Annotated in this window: 17 protein-coding genes and 1 pseudogene; 9 read left to right on the top strand and 9 right to left on the bottom strand. The window is 65.3% G+C overall.

All coding sequences use genetic code 11. The features are described from left to right. Positions 1-62 precede the first annotated feature (62 nt). Positions 63-1,607, bottom strand: a complete 1,545-nt coding sequence (locus BMY38_RS10205) for a Ppx/GppA family phosphatase (protein WP_092762697.1) — start codon at positions 1,605-1,607, stop codon at positions 63-65. A gap of 425 nt (positions 1,608-2,032) precedes the next feature. Here BMY38_RS10205 and BMY38_RS10200 point away from each other — a divergent pair, with 425 nt between their 5' ends. The 3 genes from BMY38_RS10200 (at position 2,033) to trpE (ending at position 6,671) form a co-directional block, all read left to right on the top strand. Then, positions 2,033-3,229: an aminotransferase gene (locus BMY38_RS10200; RefSeq protein WP_092762464.1), complete on the top strand. Its 1,197-nt coding sequence runs from the start codon at positions 2,033-2,035 to the stop codon at positions 3,227-3,229. A 77-nt stretch (positions 3,230-3,306) separates the two neighbouring features. Further along, positions 3,307-5,169, top strand: a complete 1,863-nt coding sequence (locus BMY38_RS10195) for a SurA N-terminal domain-containing protein (RefSeq protein ID WP_092762462.1) — start codon at positions 3,307-3,309, stop codon at positions 5,167-5,169. Continuing rightward, positions 5,169-6,671, top strand: a complete 1,503-nt coding sequence (trpE, locus tag BMY38_RS10190) for an anthranilate synthase component I (RefSeq protein WP_175495840.1) — start codon at positions 5,169-5,171, stop codon at positions 6,669-6,671. Before BMY38_RS10195 ends, trpE begins: the two co-directional genes overlap by 1 nt. A 63-nt stretch (positions 6,672-6,734) precedes the next feature. Here trpE and BMY38_RS10185 read toward each other — a convergent pair whose 3' ends face one another. Genes BMY38_RS10185 through BMY38_RS10175 form a run of 3 tightly spaced genes read right to left on the bottom strand, consistent with a single transcriptional unit; the run spans position 6,735 to position 8,859 of the window. Further along, positions 6,735-7,193, bottom strand: coding sequence for a YaiI/YqxD family protein (locus BMY38_RS10185; RefSeq protein WP_092762458.1), 459 nt, complete (start codon positions 7,191-7,193; stop codon positions 6,735-6,737). Continuing rightward, positions 7,190-8,149 carry an aldose epimerase family protein gene (locus tag BMY38_RS10180; RefSeq protein ID WP_092762456.1) on the bottom strand — a complete coding sequence of 320 codons (960 nt, stop codon included), beginning with the start codon at positions 8,147-8,149 and terminating at the stop codon, positions 7,190-7,192. The genes BMY38_RS10185 and BMY38_RS10180 overlap by 4 nt, the downstream gene beginning before the upstream one ends. Beyond that, complete coding sequence (locus BMY38_RS10175) at positions 8,146-8,859, bottom strand: HpcH/HpaI aldolase family protein (protein WP_092762454.1); 714 nt, start codon at positions 8,857-8,859, stop codon at positions 8,146-8,148. The genes BMY38_RS10180 and BMY38_RS10175 overlap by 4 nt, the downstream gene beginning before the upstream one ends. Positions 8,860-9,185: 326 nt before the next feature. Here BMY38_RS10175 and BMY38_RS10170 point away from each other — a divergent pair, with 326 nt between their 5' ends. After that, a complete protein-coding gene (locus BMY38_RS10170; protein WP_092762452.1) occupies positions 9,186-10,955 on the top strand; it encodes an acetolactate synthase 3 large subunit in 1,770 nt (589 codons plus the stop codon). 79 nt (positions 10,956-11,034) lie between these two features. Here BMY38_RS10170 and BMY38_RS18115 read toward each other — a convergent pair whose 3' ends face one another. Continuing rightward, on the bottom strand, positions 11,035-11,427 hold the full coding sequence (locus BMY38_RS18115; protein WP_092762450.1) for an EF-hand domain-containing protein: 393 nt from the start codon (positions 11,425-11,427) through the stop codon (positions 11,035-11,037). 400 nt (positions 11,428-11,827) lie between these two features. On the opposite strand from BMY38_RS18115, the gene ilvN reads away from it, so the two are divergent. After that, positions 11,828-12,397 (top strand): acetolactate synthase small subunit, encoded by a 570-nt coding sequence (gene ilvN / locus BMY38_RS10160; RefSeq protein WP_092762448.1) that lies wholly within the window; start codon positions 11,828-11,830, stop codon positions 12,395-12,397. A gap of 34 nt (positions 12,398-12,431) precedes the next feature. Here the strand turns inward: ilvN and coaD are convergent, their stop codons facing one another. After that, the gene (gene coaD / locus BMY38_RS10155; protein WP_092762446.1) at positions 12,432-12,926 is read right to left on the bottom strand and encodes a pantetheine-phosphate adenylyltransferase; all 495 of its coding nucleotides are present in this window, start codon (positions 12,924-12,926) and stop codon (positions 12,432-12,434) included. A gap of 144 nt (positions 12,927-13,070) precedes the next feature. After that, positions 13,071-13,505 carry a CBS domain-containing protein gene (locus BMY38_RS10150; RefSeq protein ID WP_092762444.1) on the bottom strand — a complete coding sequence of 145 codons (435 nt, stop codon included), beginning with the start codon at positions 13,503-13,505 and terminating at the stop codon, positions 13,071-13,073. Positions 13,506-13,621: 116 nt separating this feature from the next. Here BMY38_RS10150 and BMY38_RS10145 point away from each other — a divergent pair, with 116 nt between their 5' ends. Next, positions 13,622-14,767: an amidohydrolase gene (locus BMY38_RS10145; protein WP_092762442.1), complete on the top strand. Its 1,146-nt coding sequence runs from the start codon at positions 13,622-13,624 to the stop codon at positions 14,765-14,767. Positions 14,768-14,808: 41 nt separating this feature from the next. Here the strand turns inward: BMY38_RS10145 and BMY38_RS10140 are convergent, their stop codons facing one another. Next, positions 14,809-15,159, bottom strand: coding sequence for a hypothetical protein (locus BMY38_RS10140; RefSeq protein WP_139204694.1), 351 nt, complete (start codon positions 15,157-15,159; stop codon positions 14,809-14,811). Between the two features lie 23 nt (positions 15,160-15,182). After that, positions 15,183-16,100: a LysR family transcriptional regulator gene (locus tag BMY38_RS10135; RefSeq protein ID WP_092762695.1), complete on the bottom strand. Its 918-nt coding sequence runs from the start codon at positions 16,098-16,100 to the stop codon at positions 15,183-15,185. 103 nt (positions 16,101-16,203) lie between these two features. Here BMY38_RS10135 and BMY38_RS10130 point away from each other — a divergent pair, with 103 nt between their 5' ends. The 3 genes and pseudogenes from BMY38_RS10130 to BMY38_RS18405 form a co-directional block, all read left to right on the top strand. Next, positions 16,204-17,700 carry a CoA-acylating methylmalonate-semialdehyde dehydrogenase gene (locus tag BMY38_RS10130; RefSeq protein WP_092762438.1) on the top strand — a complete coding sequence of 499 codons (1,497 nt, stop codon included), beginning with the start codon at positions 16,204-16,206 and terminating at the stop codon, positions 17,698-17,700. Between the two features lie 76 nt (positions 17,701-17,776). Next, a complete protein-coding gene (locus tag BMY38_RS10125) occupies positions 17,777-18,109 on the top strand; it encodes a plastocyanin/azurin family copper-binding protein (protein WP_092762436.1) in 333 nt (110 codons plus the stop codon). Positions 18,110-18,128: 19 nt separating this feature from the next. Next, positions 18,129-18,301, top strand: a pseudogene (locus BMY38_RS18405) (CoA-acylating methylmalonate-semialdehyde dehydrogenase); the annotation flags it as partial. Positions 18,302-18,324 lie beyond the last annotated feature (23 nt).

Here is an 18,324-nt window from a genome sequence, read left to right as displayed (position 1 = left end):
GCGGCAAAAGTTTGACCTGCGCTACCAACGCCTGCGCATGGGGGCAAGGCGCGCCTTGCCTGTCAGCGTTTGATAACCCGCACCCGTCCCTCGACCCCAAGACTTGAGGCCAGCGACTTGAACCGCGCCTCGGCCACTTCGCCGAACAGGGCCTCGCCATCGCCCTTGGGCAGCGACAGTTGCAGAATGCCCTTCTTGGGATACAGCTTCAGCCCCCCCATCAGAGCCGGGTCCTGCGCCGAGAACATCGCCCCGAAGCGCATTGCCTTGCCGACGACTTCCGCCTGATTGGTGTCCGCCTCGCCCAAAAGCGGGGCCAGCGCCTCGAACGGGGTGCCCTCGCGTTTGTTGCGGTAACGATGCAGCAGGGCCAGACCCATGTAGACCCGTTCGGAATGGGTCAGCCCGCCGAGGTTGGCGCGGGTGGCGTTGTCGAAGCAGATTTCGGCGCGGTAATCGGGATGCGCCCGCCAACTGACGTCGTGCAGCAGGCAACAGGCCCGGATCAGGCGGCGGCGGCGGTCCGGTACCCGCGCGAACAGCGGATGCAGGAACCGATAGAGGATGCGACCGAACCCCGGCAGGCGGGCATAGGCAGCCTCGGACGCACGACAGGATTCGATCAGCGGATCGCGGGCGCGCAGCACATCGGGCATCTGTTCGTAGAGAAGCCCCTCGCGGATGCCATAGCTGGAGATCGCGATCTCCTTGGGCCGGAACGTCTTGACCACGCGGTCCAGCACCTCGCCGGCAATCGGAACCAGCGACATCCGGGCGGAACTGGTGCCGGTGCGTTTGCCCAGGTCGGATATGTCCTCGGACGCGATGAAATCCAGCGTCGCGCGCAGATCCTTGGGGGTCATCTTGTATTCATGCAGGACGTGCAGCGGATAATTCCGCCGTTCCATATCGACCCGCGCGATGGCGCGCCAACTGCCGCCGACGAGATATATCTTGTCGTATCTCTCCTGGCCCAACTGTTTGGCCATGGCGGCGATACCTGCGTCGATCTCGCTGCGGCGCGCGCCCTTGCCCTTGATGCCCTGCAACTTGAGCGGCCCCAGTTTGCCCGACACCGTCGCGCCCACGCTGCCGCCTTTGAGTTCGGCCAGTTCCATGCTGCTGCCACCTATGTCGCACATCAGGCCTTCGGCTTCGGGCCAGCCCAGCAGGACCCCCTGCCCCGACAAGCGCGCCTCCTCCTTGCCGTCAATCACCCAGAGCTTCAGGCCGGTCTCGGACTTGACCTCCGACTCGAACGCCTGGCCATCCTCGGCTTCACGGACGGCGGCGGTGGCCACGGCGGTCAACGAATTGACCTCCATGCCGCGTGCAAGGATTGCGAAGCGTTTCAGCGCGGCCAGCGCACGCACCCGGCCTTCGGGATTCAGACGACCGCTCTCCGACAGGCCCGCGCCCAGACCGCAGAGGATCTTCTCGTTGTAAAAATACGCGGGCGAGCGGGCCGCCCCGTCGAACACCACCAGCCGGACCGAGTTCGACCCCACGTCGATCACCCCGACCCGGCGCAGCGCACGCGCCTGGGGTCCATCGAACAGGGGCGCGCCGAACGGGCCGGATTCCTCGGCCTCCAGGGTATCTTCCATCATGGGCTGCGGTTTCCTCAGGCCGATGTCGTGCCGAGGGTCTGACACGGCCCGCGTCAGGCGGTCAATCGCCGAGAGATAACTGGCGAAACCGGCGTTGCCGCCAACCGACACGATCGGATGCGACGGGACCCAGGTCGAAATCGCGGCTCAGACTTCGGGCAAGGCGAGAATTATCCCACTCGAACAGACGCCATCCTGTCGGTGCATCTGAGAGGAGCGGCAGTCGCCATCGTTACAACGGGACTCCATACCGACTGCCCGCCCTGTGCCACAGTCACACCAAAAGCATGGGGCAAAGCGGTAAAATCTCTCCTGTTGTCGCATTGCACTTGTCCCCCCACATTGCCGTTCCCCGCATTGCCGATCCCCGTCTGCCCCGCTACGCCTGTTGCCTGACCGAACGTCTGCACCGGAGGGCGCATATGCCCAATCTGAACCCGAATCTTGCCGCCACGATCCCGCCGCCCGTGATGGAGGCGCGGCGCTGGATCGCGGACGCCACCTTCACACCGGACCGCCCGCTTCTGAACCTCAGCCAGGCCGCGCCCGCCGATCCGCCGCCCGCACCGCTGCGACAGGCCATGGCCGACATCGTGATGACCGATCCGGCGGCCCATATGTATGGCGATGTCCTGGGCCTTCCCGCCCTGCGCGACCGGGTTGCCGCCGACTGGACGCGTGACTACGGCGGCACGGTCCGTGCCGATCAGGTCGCCATCACCTCGGGCTGCAATCAGGCCTTCGCGGCCGCCATCGCCACCCTGGCGCGGGACGGCGACAACGTGATTCTGCCGGTGCCGTATTATTTCAACCACAAGATGTGGCTGGATACCGTGGGCGTCGACGCGCGCATTCTCGATACAGGCGACGACCTCCTGCCCGACCCCTCTGCTGCCGCCGCGCTGATCGACGACAGAACCCGTGCCATCATTCTGATAAGCCCCAACAATCCCGGTGGCGTCGAATACCCCGCCGACCTGATGGCGGCCTTCCGCGATCTGGCCCGCACGCGCGGCATCGCCCTGATCCTGGACGAGACCTACCGCGATTTTCACGCGGTCGATGGCGCGCCGCATGCATTGTTCACGGACCCTGACTGGGACGACACGCTGATCCAGCTTTATTCCTTTTCCAAGGCCTATCGCCTGACCGGGCACCGGGTCGGAGCCATCCTTGCCGCGCCATCCCGGCTGCGCGAAGTCGAGAAGTGGCTCGATTCCGTGGCGATCTGCCCGACCGGGCTGGGTCAGCGCGCCGCGCTCTGGGGGATGGAGAACCTTGGCGACTGGCTGGCGGGGGAACGCCGCGAAATCCTGCGCCGACGCACCGCGATCGCAGACGGGTTCGCGGATCGGGCCGATTGGCCCCTGCTTGGCTGCGGGGCCTATTTCGCCTATGTCATGCACCCTTTCGACCTGCCGTCGGACCGGGTTGCCCGCGCACTGGTCGACCGCGCCGCGCTGCTGCTTCTGCCCGGCACGATGTTCGGACCCCTGCGCAGCGACGGTGGCAGCGGACGGGCCGAACGCAGCCTGCGGATCGCCTTTGCCAATGCGGACGCAGATGGAATTGCCACGCTGTTCAACCGGCTGGACGAGGTGGCGGAAAGCGGGCTCTGACCCGACGACCGGACGCGCTTGCCCCCGGCTGGCCCGCATCCTATCACTCCCCGACCGTATCGCAGGGGGCAAGCCACATGGCCGAGAAACGTCGCAGGAAGACATCGAACACGATCATGTGGGTCATTCTTGGTCTGCTTATCCTTGCCCTGGGTGGCTTCGGGATCGGCGGCTTCGGCAGCTCGCTCTCGACAGTGGCAAGCGTCGGTGACCGGGAAATTACCGTGCAGGAATACGCCAACGCACTGCAATTCGAGATCAATCGCCTGCAACAGGACACCGGCCAGCGCCTGACGCTTCAGCAGATGCAGCTGTTCGGTCTGGACCGCAATGTCATGGAACGCCTTCTGGCAGCCGCCGCGCTGGAATCCGAGGCTGATCGCATCGGCATATCTGTGGGCGATCAAGCCGTGGCCGAACGGATTCGCGAAAACCCCGCTTTCAGCGGCGTGGGGGGCGGCTTCGACCGCGAAGGCTATCGCTTCGCACTTCAGAGCGCGGGCCTGAACGAGTCTGGCTACGAAGAGGATATCCGCGACGAAGCCGCGCGCGAGCTGTTGCAGGGGGCAGTCGCCGGAGGTGTCGAAGTGCCCGCAGCCTATGTCGACGCCATCGCCCGCTGGATCGCCGAAAGCCGCGATGTCACGCTGGCCACCGTCACGGTGCAGGATCTTCCGGGCGGCGACCTGGCCCCGACCGACGCCGACCTGACGGCGTTCTACGACGCCGATCCGACGCGGTTCGAGACCCCCGAATTGCGGGCCATCACCTATGTCTGGATGACCCCGGACAGCGTCGTGGACAACATCCAGATCGACGAAGATCAACTGCGACAGCTTTATGAAGATCGTGCCGCAGACTATCGGCAACCGCAACGCGTGCTGGCCGAACGTCTGGCCTTTGCCGACATGCAGTCCGCAACCGACGCCCTCGCTGCGATCGAATCCGGGACGACGACCTTCGATGCGCTGGTCGAGGAACGCGGGTTGACGCTGGAAGATGTGGATCAGGGCGAATTGTCGCGCGATGGGCTGGACCCGGTTATCGCCGACGCGCTGTTCGCGCTGGAACAGCCCGGGCTTGCCGGGCCGGTCGAAACGCCGCTGGGGCCAGCAATCTATCGGGTCAATGCGGTTCTCGACGCGACCGAAGTGCCGCTCGAGGATGTGCGCGACGATCTGGTCGCCGAGGCGGGTATCGACGCCGCACGCCGCCGCATCGATGCCGCGCGCGAGGATATCGACGACCTGCTGGCTGGCGGCGCGACCCTCGAAGAAGTGGCGGATCAGACTGACATGGAACTGGGCAATATCCGCTGGGACCCGGCGGCGGGTGAAGAACAGGGCGGTTTCGGCATCGTCGCCTACGATGAGTTTCGCTCTGCCGCCCGGGCCGCGCAGGCGGGCGATTTCCCTGAACTGGGGACGCTGTCCGACGGTGGATTGTTCTCGCTGCGACTGGATGAGGTGATCGCCCCGATCGTGCCGCCGCTGGACGAGATCCGGGGGCAGGTCGAAGCCGCATGGCGCTCCGAAAGTCTGCGCAGTCGCTTGTTCGAACGCGCCGGCGAATTGTCCGAGAACCCGGTGCAGGACATCATGGGTCAGCCCGAAACGCTGACCGGCATCGTCCGCGACGCCACGCTGGAAGGCGCGCCGGACGGACTGATTGATCGCATTTTCGAGGCTGCGCCGGGCGATATCTTCGCCTTTGAGGGCGACGACCAACGCGCCTTCGTCGTGCGCGTCGATGCCGTGACCGAAGCCGACCTGTCCACCGGAGACGGCGCGCAGCTGCGCCAGGCCATCGAGACGCAGACGGGTACCGAACTGACCGGCGACCTGTTCGAAAGCTACGGCCGCTCCGTCCAGGGCATGGCCGGATTCACCGTCAATTCGCAGGCCGTCGAGGCGGTGCAGTCGCAGCTTGGCGGCGGCTGATGATCGCACCCGACTTCCCGACCTTCGAGACCGGCTTCGGGCGGGGCGAAAATCAGATCCTGTGGACCCGCCTGCCCGCCGATCTCGACACGCCGGTCTCTCTGATGCTCAAGCTGGCCGAGGCGCAGCCGTTTTCCTTTGTCCTGGAATCCGTAACCGGAGGCGAGGTCCGGGGCCGCTATTCCATCGTCGGCATGAAGCCCGACCTGATCTGGGAATGTCGCGGCACCGCGTCGCGCGTGAACCGCGCCGCGCGCTACGACCCGACCGCATGGACCGACGCCGGGGAACCGCTGGCTGCGATCCGCGCCCTGCTCGATGAATCGCGGATAACCCTTCCCGACGACTTGCCTGCCGCCTGCGCTGGGCTGTTCGGATACCTGGGTTACGATATGATCCGGCTGGTCGAACACCTGCCGAACGTGAACCCCGATACGCTGAATTTGCCCGATGCGGTGCTGATGCGCCCTTCGGTCGTGGCGGTTCTGGACGGCGTGAAGGGTGAGGTGATTCTTGTTGCGCCGTCGTGGTTCAACAAGTCCGCGACCGCCCGTGCCGCCTATGCCCAGGCCGCTGAACGCCTTCAGGATGCCCTGACATCGCTGGGCCATGCCGTGACTGAGCCGCGCGACATGGCGGAGCCTTTTGATCTGGCCGAACCTGTGTCGAACTTCACCAAGGACGATTACAAGGCGGCTGTCGAGGTGGCGCGGGATTATATCGCGGCGGGCGACATCTTTCAGGTCGTGCCATCGCAGCGCTGGACATACGATTTTCCACTGCCGCCGTTCTCGCTCTACCGCGCGCTGCGCCGAACGAACCCGTCGCCCTTCTTGTTCCATTTCGACATGGGCGAATTTCAGATCGTCGGCGCCTCGCCCGAAATCCTGGTCCGCGTTTTCGGCAACGAGGTGACGATCCGTCCCATTGCCGGCACCCGCCCGCGCGGCGCCACCCCCGCCGAGGATCTGGCGCTGGAGCAGGATTTGCTGAGCGATCAGAAAGAACTGGCGGAACACCTGATGTTGCTGGACCTTGGTCGGAACGATGTCGGGCGGGTCGCGAAAACCGGGACCGTGAAGCCGACCGAGAAGTTCATAATCGAGCGGTATTCCCACGTCATGCACATCGTGTCGAACGTCGTGGGCGAATTGTCGGCGGATCACGATGCCCTGTCGGCGCTGCTGGCGGGGTTGCCTGCCGGCACGGTGTCGGGCGCGCCAAAAGTGCGGGCGATGGAGATCATCGACGAACTGGAGCCCGAAAAACGCGGCGTTTACGGCGGTGGGGTGGGATATTTCTCGGCCAATGGCGATATGGATATGTGCATCGCCCTGCGGACTGGCGTCGTGAAAGACGGCAAGCTGTATGTTCAGGCGGGGGGAGGTGTGGTGCACGACAGCGATCCCGAGGCCGAATGGCAGGAGACGGTCAATAAGTCGCGGGCACTGAAGATAGCCGCGTCCGAGGCCGGTCGGTTCCTGGCCCGCGGCAACCGCTGAGGGCGATGCGAAAAGTGTCGACGGAGCCTCCGGCGGAAAAATTTTCGGAGCAAGGAAGCGGGACTAACCTTTTGCCATGCGGGTCAGTATCCGGTCCAGCGCGTTCTTGAACGCGGCCCGGTCGCGGGGGCCGAACGGGGGCTGGCCGCCACCCTGCCCGCCGGTCATCCCCTCCATCCCCGGACGAAGCTCGTGCATCAGGTTGCGGCTGGCGACCGTCTCGCCGATCGAGGTTTCGGTGAACTCGCGGCCCCTCGGGTCCAACGCGGCACCCCCGGCCTTGATGACCCGTTCGGCCAGCAGGATGTCGGCGGTGATCGTGACGGTGCCGGGGCGCGCGACCTCGGCGATGGCATCGTCGGCGGCATCGAACTTGTCACCCGCCACGAACAGTTTGATCAGCGGGTGGTTGGTCAGGCGCAGATAGCTGCCTGCCACGAATATAGCCTGCATGTTGCGGCGCAGGGCGACTTCGGTGATTTCGGATTTCACCGGGCAGGCGTCGGCGTCGATCAGGATCATTGGAAATGGGTTCCGTCGAAAGGAATGGTGATGGTCTCGGCAGCCGTCCGCATCGTCAGGCTGTCGGGACCGGGCGTGACGGATCGGATGTCGTGGCATCCGGGAATGCGCGCGATGGCATGTGCGATGACGTGGCGGCCGGGCAGCAGCGCGGTGGCCACCCCCTCCTCCGTTACGCGGTTGGCGTCCAGCGCGGCGGCGAACCTTTCGGCCCCGGCACAGATCGCGTCTTCGATGCCGATGATGCCGCGCACGCCGGACCATGGGGGCTGCGCACGTGCGCCGTTCGAGATCCAGATGTTCGTGGCCGGAAGTTGATCGGCGCGGCGCAGCGTCAGGATCGTGTCGTTTTCGGCATGGCGGGCAAGCGCGGTCCAGCCGGGGCCGTCAACAAGGCTCAGGAAGTCTTCGCATGGCGCATCCGGATAGTCCCGGAGGCTGTCCGGGAACCCGTCGAAGCGGCTATGTTGCGGATGGAACGGGGCTTCTGCGGCGAAGGTCAGTGTCGCCTGCGGTGTGGCAGAGAGGCGCCCGCCGTCTGCGAGGTGAAACATCGGGTGATGCGCGAAGGTGCAGGGCGCGGTCAGGTCCAGCATATGCGTCTGATAGAGGACGGGGTGGCCGTCACGCAGCGCGATGCGGGCGGTGATCTGGCCATGCGCGACATGCCGCGTGGCGGTCAGCGCGCTGGGCACAGCGCGTATGATCCTCCAGGGTGCGTTGGCAGACAGGCCGTGCAGCGGGCCGTTATTCACATCGTCGTGCCCGAACGGGGTGCAGGTGAATGTGCCACCAAGGCTGCGCTCGACGGGGGGGATATCCGGGTCGACAGCGATGGCTGGATCGTCGCGCCACGGCGCGGACCACAGGACAGGCGCGCCGTCGATGACGAGAGACGGCAAATGGCCGCAACCCCCATCCCATTCGGCGCGGACGCCCTGCGCCGAGAGGATCACAGAAGCGCCCGCAGACCCTGTGCCAGCACCATCGCATCCGACCCCATCGACACGACGCGCGCGCCCTCCGCGATCCAGCGGTCCGGGTCGGCGGCGAAAATGCCCGGCGGAGTTCCCGTTACGGCGATCCGCGCGATAGCATCGGTCAAGGCCGCATGGACGTCGGGGTCGCTGGCGTCGGTGCCCATGTCTGCGGCAAGATCGGCGGGGCCGAGGAACACGCAGTCGACGCCGGGGACGGCGCAGATGGCTTCGAGGTTGTCCAGCGCGGCGCGGCTTTCGGCCTGCACCCAGACCGATACGTCGTCATTGGCGCGGGTGATATAGCCGGGGTCGAGCGAATACATCGCGGCGCGCGCGACGAAGGCCCCCATGCCGCGCGTGCCTGCGGGCGGATAGCGGCAGGCGGCCACGACGACGGCGGCCTGTTCGGCGGTGTCGACCATCGGGACAAGGACGGTTCGCGCGCCAAGGTCCAGCGCCTGTTTCAGAATCCAGGCCTCGTCGCAGGGGACGCGGACCACGGCGTCAGGCGCGGCGATCAGGCGGGCGCGGATGTCGGCAGGGTCCCACGCGCCGTGTTCCCCGTCGATGACCAGCCAGTCGAAGCCCGCATGGGCGACAAGTTCGGCAAGTTCGGGACCGGGGAGATTCTGCCACAGACCGCGCGTGACGGCGCCCGAGGCCAGTTTATCTTTGAGTGTGTTCATGGGCGGTTCGTGCCACGCTGAACCCGCGCGCGGCAAGGTCGAAACATCATGGGTCAGGGACGATTACGGTCGATATAACCTCCACTCGTGAAACTTTCGGAAAGTTTTGCACCGCTGAGAGAAACTTTTCCCTGATCGGTTGACGCCCGCGACCATATGTTTATGGATGTGAGCAGGACAAGGAACCGCAGATGAACACGCTTCTCGTAATTGTCGGAATTGGGTGCATGGGCTGAGACATCGGCAACCATATTGGTAACCATGCGCCCCCGGAGTTCCCCCTCCGGGGGTTTTTCATGGAAGCGCGACGCAGAAGGATCAGGACGATGAACAAACATTCCGGCGCAAAGCAGCTGACGGGCGCGCAGATGGTCGTGAAGGCGCTGGTCGATCAGGGGGTCGATACGATCTTCGGGTATCCCGGCGGTGCGGTGCTGCCGATCTATGACGAGATTTTTCAGCAGACCGATATCAGGCACATCCTCGTGCGCCACGAACAGGCCGCCGTTCACGCCGCCGAAGGTTACGCCCGCAGCACGGGCAAGCCCGGCGTGGCGCTTGTGACCTCCGGCCCTGGCGCGACCAACGCGGTGACCGGGCTGACCGACGCGCTGATGGACAGCATCCCGATCGTCGTCCTGTCGGGTCAGGTGCCGACCTTCATGATCGGCTCGGACGCCTTTCAGGAGGCGGATACCGTCGGCATTACCCGTCCCTGCACCAAGCACAACTGGTTGGTGAAGGAGACCGACGATCTGGCCCCCGCCCTGCACGAGGCGTTTCATGTCGCCACTTCCGGTCGTCCCGGTCCGGTTCTGGTCGACATCCCCAAGGACATCCAGTTCGCCAACGGCAATTACGTCGGGCCGAAGCAGATCGGGGCTTCGCATTATCAGCCGCGCCTGAAGGGCGACCCGGAGGCGATCGAGCAGTTGGTCGATCTGATCGAACGCGCCGAACGCCCGGTGTTCTATACCGGCGGCGGTGTCATCAACTCCGGCCCCGCCGCGTCGCAATTGCTGCGCGAACTGGTCGAGGGCACCGGCTTTCCGATCACCTCCACCCTGATGGGGCTGGGGGCGTATCCGGCCTCGGGCGCCAAGTGGCTGGGCATGTTGGGAATGCACGGGCTGTATGAAGCCAACATGGCGATGCACGGCTGTGACCTGATGATCAACGTCGGCGCGCGGTTCGACGACCGGATCACTGGCGTGCTGGAACATTTCAGCCCGAAATCCACCAAGGTCCACATCGATATCGACCCGTCGTCGATCAACAAGGTGGTCAAGGCGGATGTCCCGATCCTGGGCGATATCGCCCATGTGCTGGAGGATGCGCTGCGCCTGTGGAAGGCGCGCGGGCGCAAGACCAACGCGGGCGGCGTTCAGAAATGGTGGGGCCAGATCGAGGAATGGCGCAAGGTCGATTGCCTGAAGTTCAGGCAGGAAGGCGCTGTCATCAAGCCGCAATACGCGCTGTCGCGTCTGGAGGCTCTGACCAAGGACCATGATCGGTATATCTGCACCGAGGTCGGCCAGCATCAGATGTGGGCCGCGCAATACATGGGGTTCGAGGATCCGAACCGATGGATGACGAGCGGCGGGCTGGGCACGATGGGCTATGGCTTCCCATCGTCCATCGGCGTGCAGGTCGCACACCCCGATGCGCTGGTCATCAACGTCGCCGGTGAGGCGTCTTGGCTGATGAACATGCAGGAGATGGGCACGGCGGCACAGTTCAAACTGCCGGTGAAGCAGTTCATCATCAACAACGAGCGTCTGGGCATGGTCCGTCAGTGGCAGGAATTGCTGCACGGCGAGCGGTATTCACAATCATGGTCCGAGGCCCTGCCTGATTTCGTCAAACTGGCCGAGGCGTTCGGGGCCAAGGGCATCCGCTGCGACAACCCCGACGATCTGGACGAGGCGATCAAGGAAATGCTGGCTTACGACGGGCCGGTGGTCTTCGATTGTCTGGTCGAAAAGCACGAGAACTGCTTCCCCATGATCCCCTCGGGCAAAGCGCACAATGATATGCTGCTGGGTGACGCGGATACCCAGGGCGTGATCGACGCCAAAGGGTCGGTTCTGGTCTGATGACATCAGGGGGCGCAGGCATTGCGCCCCCTTCCGAACCGGGCCGGGGGCCGGAGGGAAACGGCCCCGTCCCGGCAATCTAGCGCGCGAGCAGCCCGTCTTCGGCCAGATCGGCCTCGACCATGGCGATCTCTTCCGCGTCGAGTGTGCCCGACCCGTCGCCGTCGTAGCGATTGAACAGCAGGGCGTTGAACTCGGCCTCATCGACGCCGCCGTCGCCGTTCAGATCCATGTTGGCATATTCGCCGACGTCGCCCAGACCCGTGTCCCATTCGGCCTGATCCAGTTGGACGCTGCCGTCGGCGTCGAACGTCGAGAACTTGTCCAGCGCGCCGAAGCCGGAAACGAATTCCTGAGGATTGAGGGAGCCGTCGGCGTTCTGGTCCCAGCTGGCCTGCGCCATCGCTGAACCGACCGACAGGGCGAAAGCACTCGTCAGAAGCATCAGTTTGCCTGCATTCGAAAGGGTCATGTCATCTCTCCTTGGTGGACCACGGACGGAATGCCCGCGTCTCCTGCCTCTGACCTGACCGCGCCGGGGGACTGTCGCCACTGGCAATCCCGCGCAGCATCGATCTTGGACGGACGTCGCCGGTCCAGCGGCGGTGAGACGCCAGAAATCGCGCGGTGTTCTGCCGTCTGCGGTTTTCCGCACGTGCAAAACGGGCCAAGGGGTCGATTGGCAAGCGTCGACTGACCGAACAATCACAATCCGGACACTGCCATGCGAAGACACGCCCAGACGATCGCACGGGGCAGCATGTGCATCCCGGCCCCGTCGACCCGGTGCAATCTCCCTGTTGCCCCCGTCTCTTCCCCCCGCCCCGGATTTCCGGCATGACTCTCCCCAAACGCCAAGGGAGACTCGGGTCATGTCCGCGCTGAAACTCAAGAAAGGCTCGACCAGCCATTCCGCCTATAACCTTCGGCCGAACTTCTCGGACGTTCAGGAAAGGCATACACTGGCCATTCTGGTCGAAAACGAAGCCGGTGTGCTGGCCCGTGTGATCGGCCTGTTTTCCGGGCGCGGCTATAACATCGAAAGCCTGACCGTCGCCGAAGTCGACCACGAGGGGCATACGTCGCGCGTCACCGTCGTCACCGTCGGCACGCCCCAGGTGATCGAGCAGATCAAGGCGCAGCTGGGCCGAATCGTGTCGGTGCGCGATGTCCACGACCTGACGGTCGAGGGCAAACCGGTCGAGCGGGAGCTGGCGCTGTTCAAGGTGCAGGGCACCGGCGAAAAACGGATCGAGGCCCTGCGCCTGGCCGAGATCTTCCGCGCCAATGTCGTGGATTCGACGCTGGACAGCTTCGTGTTCGAGATCACCGGCGACGTCGGCAAGATCGACGCCTTCGCCGACCTGATGCGACCCATCGGCCTGGTTGAAATGGCCCGCACGGGTGTTGCGGCCTTGTCGCGGGGCGGATCGGCGGACTGAAACGGAGGATTGACCGCGCGGCGATCGCGGAGGGTCAGTGTCCGAACCTGTCGCGCAGCGCCGCATCCACGGGCGGCGTGACGAAAGACGACACGTCGCCGCCCAGCCGCGCGATTTCCTTGACCAGTTTGGACGCAATCGCCTGATGCTGTGCTTCGGCCATCAGGAATACGGTCTCGATCTGATCGTCCAGAATGCGGTTCATACCGACCATCTGATATTCGTACTCGAAATCCGCGACCGCCCGCAGGCCGCGCACGATCATTTGCGCGCCGACGTCCCGTGCACAGTCGATCAGCAGGTTCTCGAACGGGTATACGACGATCTCCGTGCCGGTGCGGTCGGACCAGAACACCGCCTCGGCCTCGACCATGGCAACGCGTTCCTCAAGAGTGAACAATGGGCTTTTGTCGCGATTGATGGCGACCCCGATCACCAGACGATCCACCAGCGTGCAGGCCCGTTTGATGATGTCGATATGACCCTTGGTGATCGGATCGAACGTGCCGGGATAGAGGGCAGTGCGCATGAAGGGGGCCCTTCGCAAGAATATTGCGTGATGCCTGACACGTGCCGCCATAGGGATCAAGCGCCATAGGGATCAAGCACAGACACCGCGCGCCTCCCCGCTTCAGCCTATGGCAGGCGCGGACGCAGGGCACCATGCCGCGTCTCAGTGGCCCGTGATCATCGCCTCCAGCGCATCCTTTTCCATTGACACTTCGCTCAGCCGTGCCTTGACCAGGTCGCCAAGGCTGATCAGCCCGATCAACAGGCCATCCTCCTCGACCGGCATGTGGCGGAACCGGCCGGCGGTCATTGCCTGCAGGATGGTTTCGGCATTGTCGCCGGGGGCGCAGGTCTTAAGGTCGCGGGTCATCAGGTCGCCGACGGTGCGGGTCAGGACTTCGCCCCCGTCGCTGCTGAGTTCGCGCACGATATCGCGTTCCGACAGAATGCCCTGCGCCCGGCGACCATCGCCGCTGACGACCAGCGCACCGATACGGCGCTTGGCCAGTTCGGCCACGGCATCCGCGATGGATGCGCCGGGGTCGATGGTCAGAACGCCTTGCGTGGATTTGGATTTGAGGATCTGGGTGACGAACATGGAACCCTCCCTTGGTCGATGCCTATCCGAAGCGTTGCCCCGCGACGGCAGCGAGTCAAGTCCGCGCGACGACGGCCCCCCGTGACTCGGACCGTTCGGTGGGGCACAGAGGGCCGATGGACAGGCTCAGCAACTCCGATCTCTCGACGTTGATCGCGCTTCGACGCGACCTGCACGCCCGGCCCGAAGTGTCGGGCGCGGAGGAAAAAACCGCTGCCCGAATTGCGGATGTCCTGAGCTGGATCGGCGCGGATCAGGTGGTGACGGATCTGGGCGGGCACGGTGTGGCGGGCATTTTCTTAGGCGCAGCCCCCGGCCCGACGGTCCTGTTACGGTGCGAGCTGGATGCCCTGCCGATCGAGGAGGTGGGGACGCCGGACTGGCGCAGCACCGTGCCGGGCACGGGCCACCTGTGTGGCCACGACGGGCATATGGTCACGATGCTGGGCGTCGGACAGATGCTGGCCCGCACCCGTCCGGCAAAGGGCCGCGTCGTCCTGATGTTCCAGCCCGCCGAGGAAGATGGATCGGGGGCCATCGCCGTCTGTGACGATCCGGCGTATGCGCCGCTGACGCCCGACTGGGCCTTCGCGCAGCATAACGAGCCCGAGATTCCGCGCGGCGTGGCGCATGTGCCGGTCGGGCTGGCCAGTGCGCCATCGGTCGGATTGCGGGTCGCCATCACCGGGGTCGAGGCGCATGCTTGCGCGCCCGAGGACGGCCTGTCGCCCGCCGTCGCGATGGCCGATCTGATGACCGCGCTGCCCGCCCTGTCGCGCGGGCCGTTTCCGGCAGACGATTTCCGGTTGGTGACGCTGACACACGCGCGCTTGGGCGAACCCGCTTTCGGTATCGCGCCGGGCCGGGGCGAGGTTATGGTGACATGCCGCACCACGTCCGATGCCAGCCTGACCGATCTTGTGGCACTGGTCCGGGGGCGCGTCGCGATGGTGACGGACGGCACCGGGTTGTCCGTCGAGATCACCGAACACGATCACTTCCTGGCCGGAATGAACCATCCCGAAGCTGCGCGCATCCTGCATTCCGCGTCCGAGGCGGCGGGCCTGAAGACGATGGCGGGCGACCCCCTGCGCGCGTCCGAGGACTTCGGTCGTTTCGGCCATGACTGCCCTGCCGCGATGTTGCTGTTGGGCGCCGGGCCGGGTCCGGCGCTGCACAATCCGGACTACGATTTCGACGACGATCTGATCGCGCCGGGCGCGGCCTTGCTGCTGGGGGCTGCGCGGGCGATCACCGGGTGAAACCCTGCCGAGGGTCCCGGCATGGCTGTATCTGTCGGTCTTCACGGGATCACCCGCCCCTGCAACGCCTGTGCCGGGCGGTTCACGCAATGGTCCGCGACGGCCCTTGCCGTCACCTGCGACAGCATCGTCCAGTCGCCGGGCGTCGTGGGACGGGGCCAGTCGTAGACGCTTTCGATGATATCTCGGTGCAGCCTTTCACCGGCGGCCGTGCGGGTCACCATGGATTGCTGTTCCGCGCGTGACTGGCCCAGACGCCGCCCGTCGACCACGGCCTGCGCCAATGCGACCCGATCGACACAGCCCGGCACGAACGGCAGGATCACGACCGGTTTCGGCCGGAACCACGCACAGCCCGAGAGCAAAAGGAAAAGAAACAGAAGGCGCGCCATGCCCCGCATGTGACAGCCAAAGGTTACGATTCTCTCAAGGCCTGCTCCTGCGCCGGGTGCGACAATGTCTCCAGCCTTGCGACTTCGGCGCGGACGCCATCCGCCAGAAGCTCGGCGGCCCGGTCGATCAGCGGCCCGCCCGCATCGGTGTGACGGCTCAGGTGAAAGGCGCGGGTCAGGTGCAGGTCATCCGGCAGCACGCGCCGAAGGTCCGGCGCGGTGGCCAGCATGAAATCATGCACCACGCCGACTCCGCCGCCCGCGCGGATCAGGCCCAGCTGCACCGCCGCCGAGTTCGAGGCAAGGCCGGGCGGCCCCGCCCCCACCTCGCCCAGGTAATCCAGATCGGCGTCGAAAATCATGTCCGGAATATAGCCGACGATGGCGTGATCCTTCAGGTCGGCGCGGGTCGATATCGGGCTGGACGCCGCAAGGTAATCGCGATGCGCCGCAAGGCTGAGCCGATAATCGCAAAGCCGCCTGACGCGCAGCCGCCCGGCCCTGGGCGCGCTGACGGTGATCGCCAGATCGGCCTCGCGCCGTCCAAGATCAAAGACGCGCGGCAGGGCCACCAGATCCAGCCCGAGTTCGGGATGCGCGGCCCGCATGGCGCAGAGAACCGCAGGCAGGACATGGTTCGCGATGCCGTCGGGTGCGCCGATACGGATGCGGCCCCGCAACCGGTCATCCCCCGACAGGGCGGCGACTCCGGCGCGGGCCCGCGCCTCCATACCCTCGGCATGGGGCAGAAGGCGGTGTCCGGCCCCGGTCAGGGCATAGCCGCGCGGCGACTTCAGAAACAGTGCGGTGCCCGCCCCGACCTCCAGCCGGGCGATGCGGCGGCTGAGCGTGGCCGGGTCGAGGCGCAGGCCTTTGGCCGCCTCGGCCAGCGAGCCACCACGCGCCACACCAAGGAAAATTCGCAGGTCATCCCAGTCCATCAGCGCACCCATCCCGACATATACGCAAGACCACCCTGCCTCTCTACCTCTGTCATCGCAAGTCCCCTGCGCGTAGGGTGCCACCGAACCCAAGGAGGATTTCATGGAACAGATCGGACATTGGATCGACGGCGCTAAAGTCGCCGGATCGGGTCGCACGGCAGACGTCTTCAACCCGTCCACAGGCGAGATTCAGGCCAAGGTCGCGCTGGCCGGCAAGGCCGAACTGGACCGGGCGGTCGAGGTTGCCGCCGCAGCCCAGCCCGCATGGGAAGCGACCAATCCGCAGCGCCGCGCCCGCGTGCTGATGAAGTTCGTCGATCTTCTGAACCGCGATATGGACAAGCTGGCCGAAGCGCTGTCGCGGGAACACGGCAAGACCCTGCCCGATGCCAAGGGCGACGTGCAGCGCGGTCTGGAAGTCGTCGAATTCTGCATCGGCGCGCCGCACCACCTGAAGGGCGAGTTCACAGACAGCGCAGGCCCCGGCATCGACATGTATTCCATGCGGCAGGCACTTGGCGTCACCGCCGGCATCACGCCGTTCAACTTCCCCGCGATGATCCCGATGTGGATGTTCGCGCCCGCGATTGCCAGCGGCAACGCCTTCATCCTCAAACCATCGGAGCGTGATCCGTCGGTGCCGATGATGCTCGTGAAATTGCTGGAGGAGGCGGGCCTGCCCAAGGGCATCCTGCAGGTCGTCAACGGCGACAAGGAAGCGGTGGACGCGATACTGGACAACGACGTCATCCAGTCGGTCGGTTTCGTCGGCTCGACCCCGATCGCGGCCTATATCTACGAACGCGCATCGGCGAACGGCAAGCGGGCGCAATGTTTCGGCGGGGCCAAGAACCACATGATCATCATGCCCGACGCGGACATGGATCAGGCCGCCGATGCGCTGGTCGGGGCCGGGTACGGCGCGGCAGGCGAACGCTGCATGGCGATTTCGGTGGCTGTTCCCGTGGGCGACGACACCGCCGACCGTCTGATCGCCAAGCTGGCCCCGCGGGTCGAGGCGCTGAAGGTCGGGCCATATACCTCCGGCGAAGACGTCGATTTCGGTCCCGTCGTGACGGCGGCGGCCAAGCAGAACATCCTCGGACTGATCCAATCCGGCAAGGACGCGGGGGCCGAGGCCGTCGTGGACGGCAGCGAAATGAGCGTTCAGGGCTATGAAGACGGCTTCTTCGTCGGCCCGGTCCTGTTCGACCGCGTGACACCGGACATGGATATCTACACCAAGGAAATCTTCGGGCCGGTTCTGTCCTGCGTGCGCGCCAAGGACTACGAAGAGGCGCTTGGACTGGCCATGGACCACGAATACGGCAACGGCACCGCGATCTTCACCCGCGACGGCGATGCGGCGCGCGACTTTGCCAAGCGCGTGAACGTTGGCATGGTCGGCGTGAACGTCCCGATCCCGGTGCCGCTGGCCTATCACACGTTCGGCGGCTGGAAGAAGTCGATGTTCGGCGACCTGAACCAGCACGGACCCGACGCCTTCAAGTTCTACACCCGCACCAAGACCGTCACCGCGCGCTGGCCGTCGGGCATCAAGGAAGGCGGCGAATTCTCCATCCCCGTGATGGAGTAAATCACGTTTGCGAGGGGCGGGTTGATCGGTCGGTGATGCTGGGTAACGGTATGGGGAGACTATGGAGGATGATCCCATGCCCATTACCCGCCGCTCACTGCTGACCGCCTCGATCGCCGCCCCTTTGGCCGCTGCCCTGGCGACCCGCGCCCGCGCCGCGACCCATACCGTGATGATCCGGAACTTTGCGTACATTCCGGCCTCGCTGAACGTCGCTCCCGGCGACACGGTCACGTTCACGAATGCCGACCGTGCGCTGCATACGGCGACGTCCAGCCAGGACGGCGTGTTCGATACCGGTCGGTTGAGACAGGGCCAGTCGGCGACCGTCACGATCGGTTTCACCGGCACGGCGCAATATTTCTGCAAGATACATCCCCGCATGCGCGCCTCGTTGACGTCGGCCTGACCGCAAGGTCGCCAGACGCGTGAACCTCGCGATCCCTGTGCCGTTGGCCTTTCCCACCTTCGGCGGCTGGAAGACGTTGATGTTCGGCAACCTGAACCAGCACGCGGACCGGACGCCGTCAGGTTTCACCCCCGGACCAGGATCGTCACCGCGTGCTGGCCATCGGGCATCAGGGAAGGCGGCGAATTCTCCATTCCGGTGACGGCGCGACCGGC

The sequence above is a fragment of the Jannaschia helgolandensis genome (genome assembly GCF_900109285.1).
Taxonomy (GTDB): domain Bacteria; phylum Pseudomonadota; class Alphaproteobacteria; order Rhodobacterales; family Rhodobacteraceae; genus Jannaschia; species Jannaschia helgolandensis.
This window is presented reverse-complemented; position numbering and strand designations above follow the sequence as displayed.

Excerpts from the sequence above, each read along its gene's own strand:
- BMY38_RS10150 (WP_092762444.1), bottom strand. The coding sequence starts at position 13,505 with ATGTTCGTCACCCAGATCCTCAAATCCAAATCCACGCAAGGCGTTCTG.
- trpE (WP_175495840.1), top strand. The coding sequence starts at position 5,169 with ATGATCGCACCCGACTTCCCGACCTTCGAGACCGGCTTCGGGCGGGGC.
- BMY38_RS10170 (WP_092762452.1), top strand. The coding sequence starts at position 9,186 with ATGAACAAACATTCCGGCGCAAAGCAGCTGACGGGCGCGCAGATGGTC.
- BMY38_RS10205 (WP_092762697.1), bottom strand. The coding sequence starts at position 1,607 with ATGGAAGATACCCTGGAGGCCGAGGAATCCGGCCCGTTCGGCGCGCCC.
- coaD (WP_092762446.1), bottom strand. The coding sequence starts at position 12,926 with ATGCGCACTGCCCTCTATCCCGGCACGTTCGATCCGATCACCAAGGGT.
- BMY38_RS10125 (WP_092762436.1), top strand. The coding sequence starts at position 17,777 with ATGCCCATTACCCGCCGCTCACTGCTGACCGCCTCGATCGCCGCCCCT.
- BMY38_RS10140 (WP_139204694.1), bottom strand. The coding sequence starts at position 15,159 with ATGGCGCGCCTTCTGTTTCTTTTCCTTTTGCTCTCGGGCTGTGCGTGG.
- BMY38_RS10185 (WP_092762458.1), bottom strand. The coding sequence starts at position 7,193 with ATGATCCTGATCGACGCCGACGCCTGCCCGGTGAAATCCGAAATCACC.
- BMY38_RS10200 (WP_092762464.1), top strand. The coding sequence starts at position 2,033 with ATGCCCAATCTGAACCCGAATCTTGCCGCCACGATCCCGCCGCCCGTG.
- BMY38_RS10195 (WP_092762462.1), top strand. The coding sequence starts at position 3,307 with ATGGCCGAGAAACGTCGCAGGAAGACATCGAACACGATCATGTGGGTC.
- BMY38_RS10130 (WP_092762438.1), top strand. The coding sequence starts at position 16,204 with ATGGAACAGATCGGACATTGGATCGACGGCGCTAAAGTCGCCGGATCG.
- BMY38_RS10145 (WP_092762442.1), top strand. The coding sequence starts at position 13,622 with ATGGACAGGCTCAGCAACTCCGATCTCTCGACGTTGATCGCGCTTCGA.
- BMY38_RS10135 (WP_092762695.1), bottom strand. The coding sequence starts at position 16,100 with ATGGACTGGGATGACCTGCGAATTTTCCTTGGTGTGGCGCGTGGTGGC.
- BMY38_RS18115 (WP_092762450.1), bottom strand. The coding sequence starts at position 11,427 with ATGACCCTTTCGAATGCAGGCAAACTGATGCTTCTGACGAGTGCTTTC.
- ilvN (WP_092762448.1), top strand. The coding sequence starts at position 11,828 with ATGTCCGCGCTGAAACTCAAGAAAGGCTCGACCAGCCATTCCGCCTAT.
- BMY38_RS10175 (WP_092762454.1), bottom strand. The coding sequence starts at position 8,859 with ATGAACACACTCAAAGATAAACTGGCCTCGGGCGCCGTCACGCGCGGT.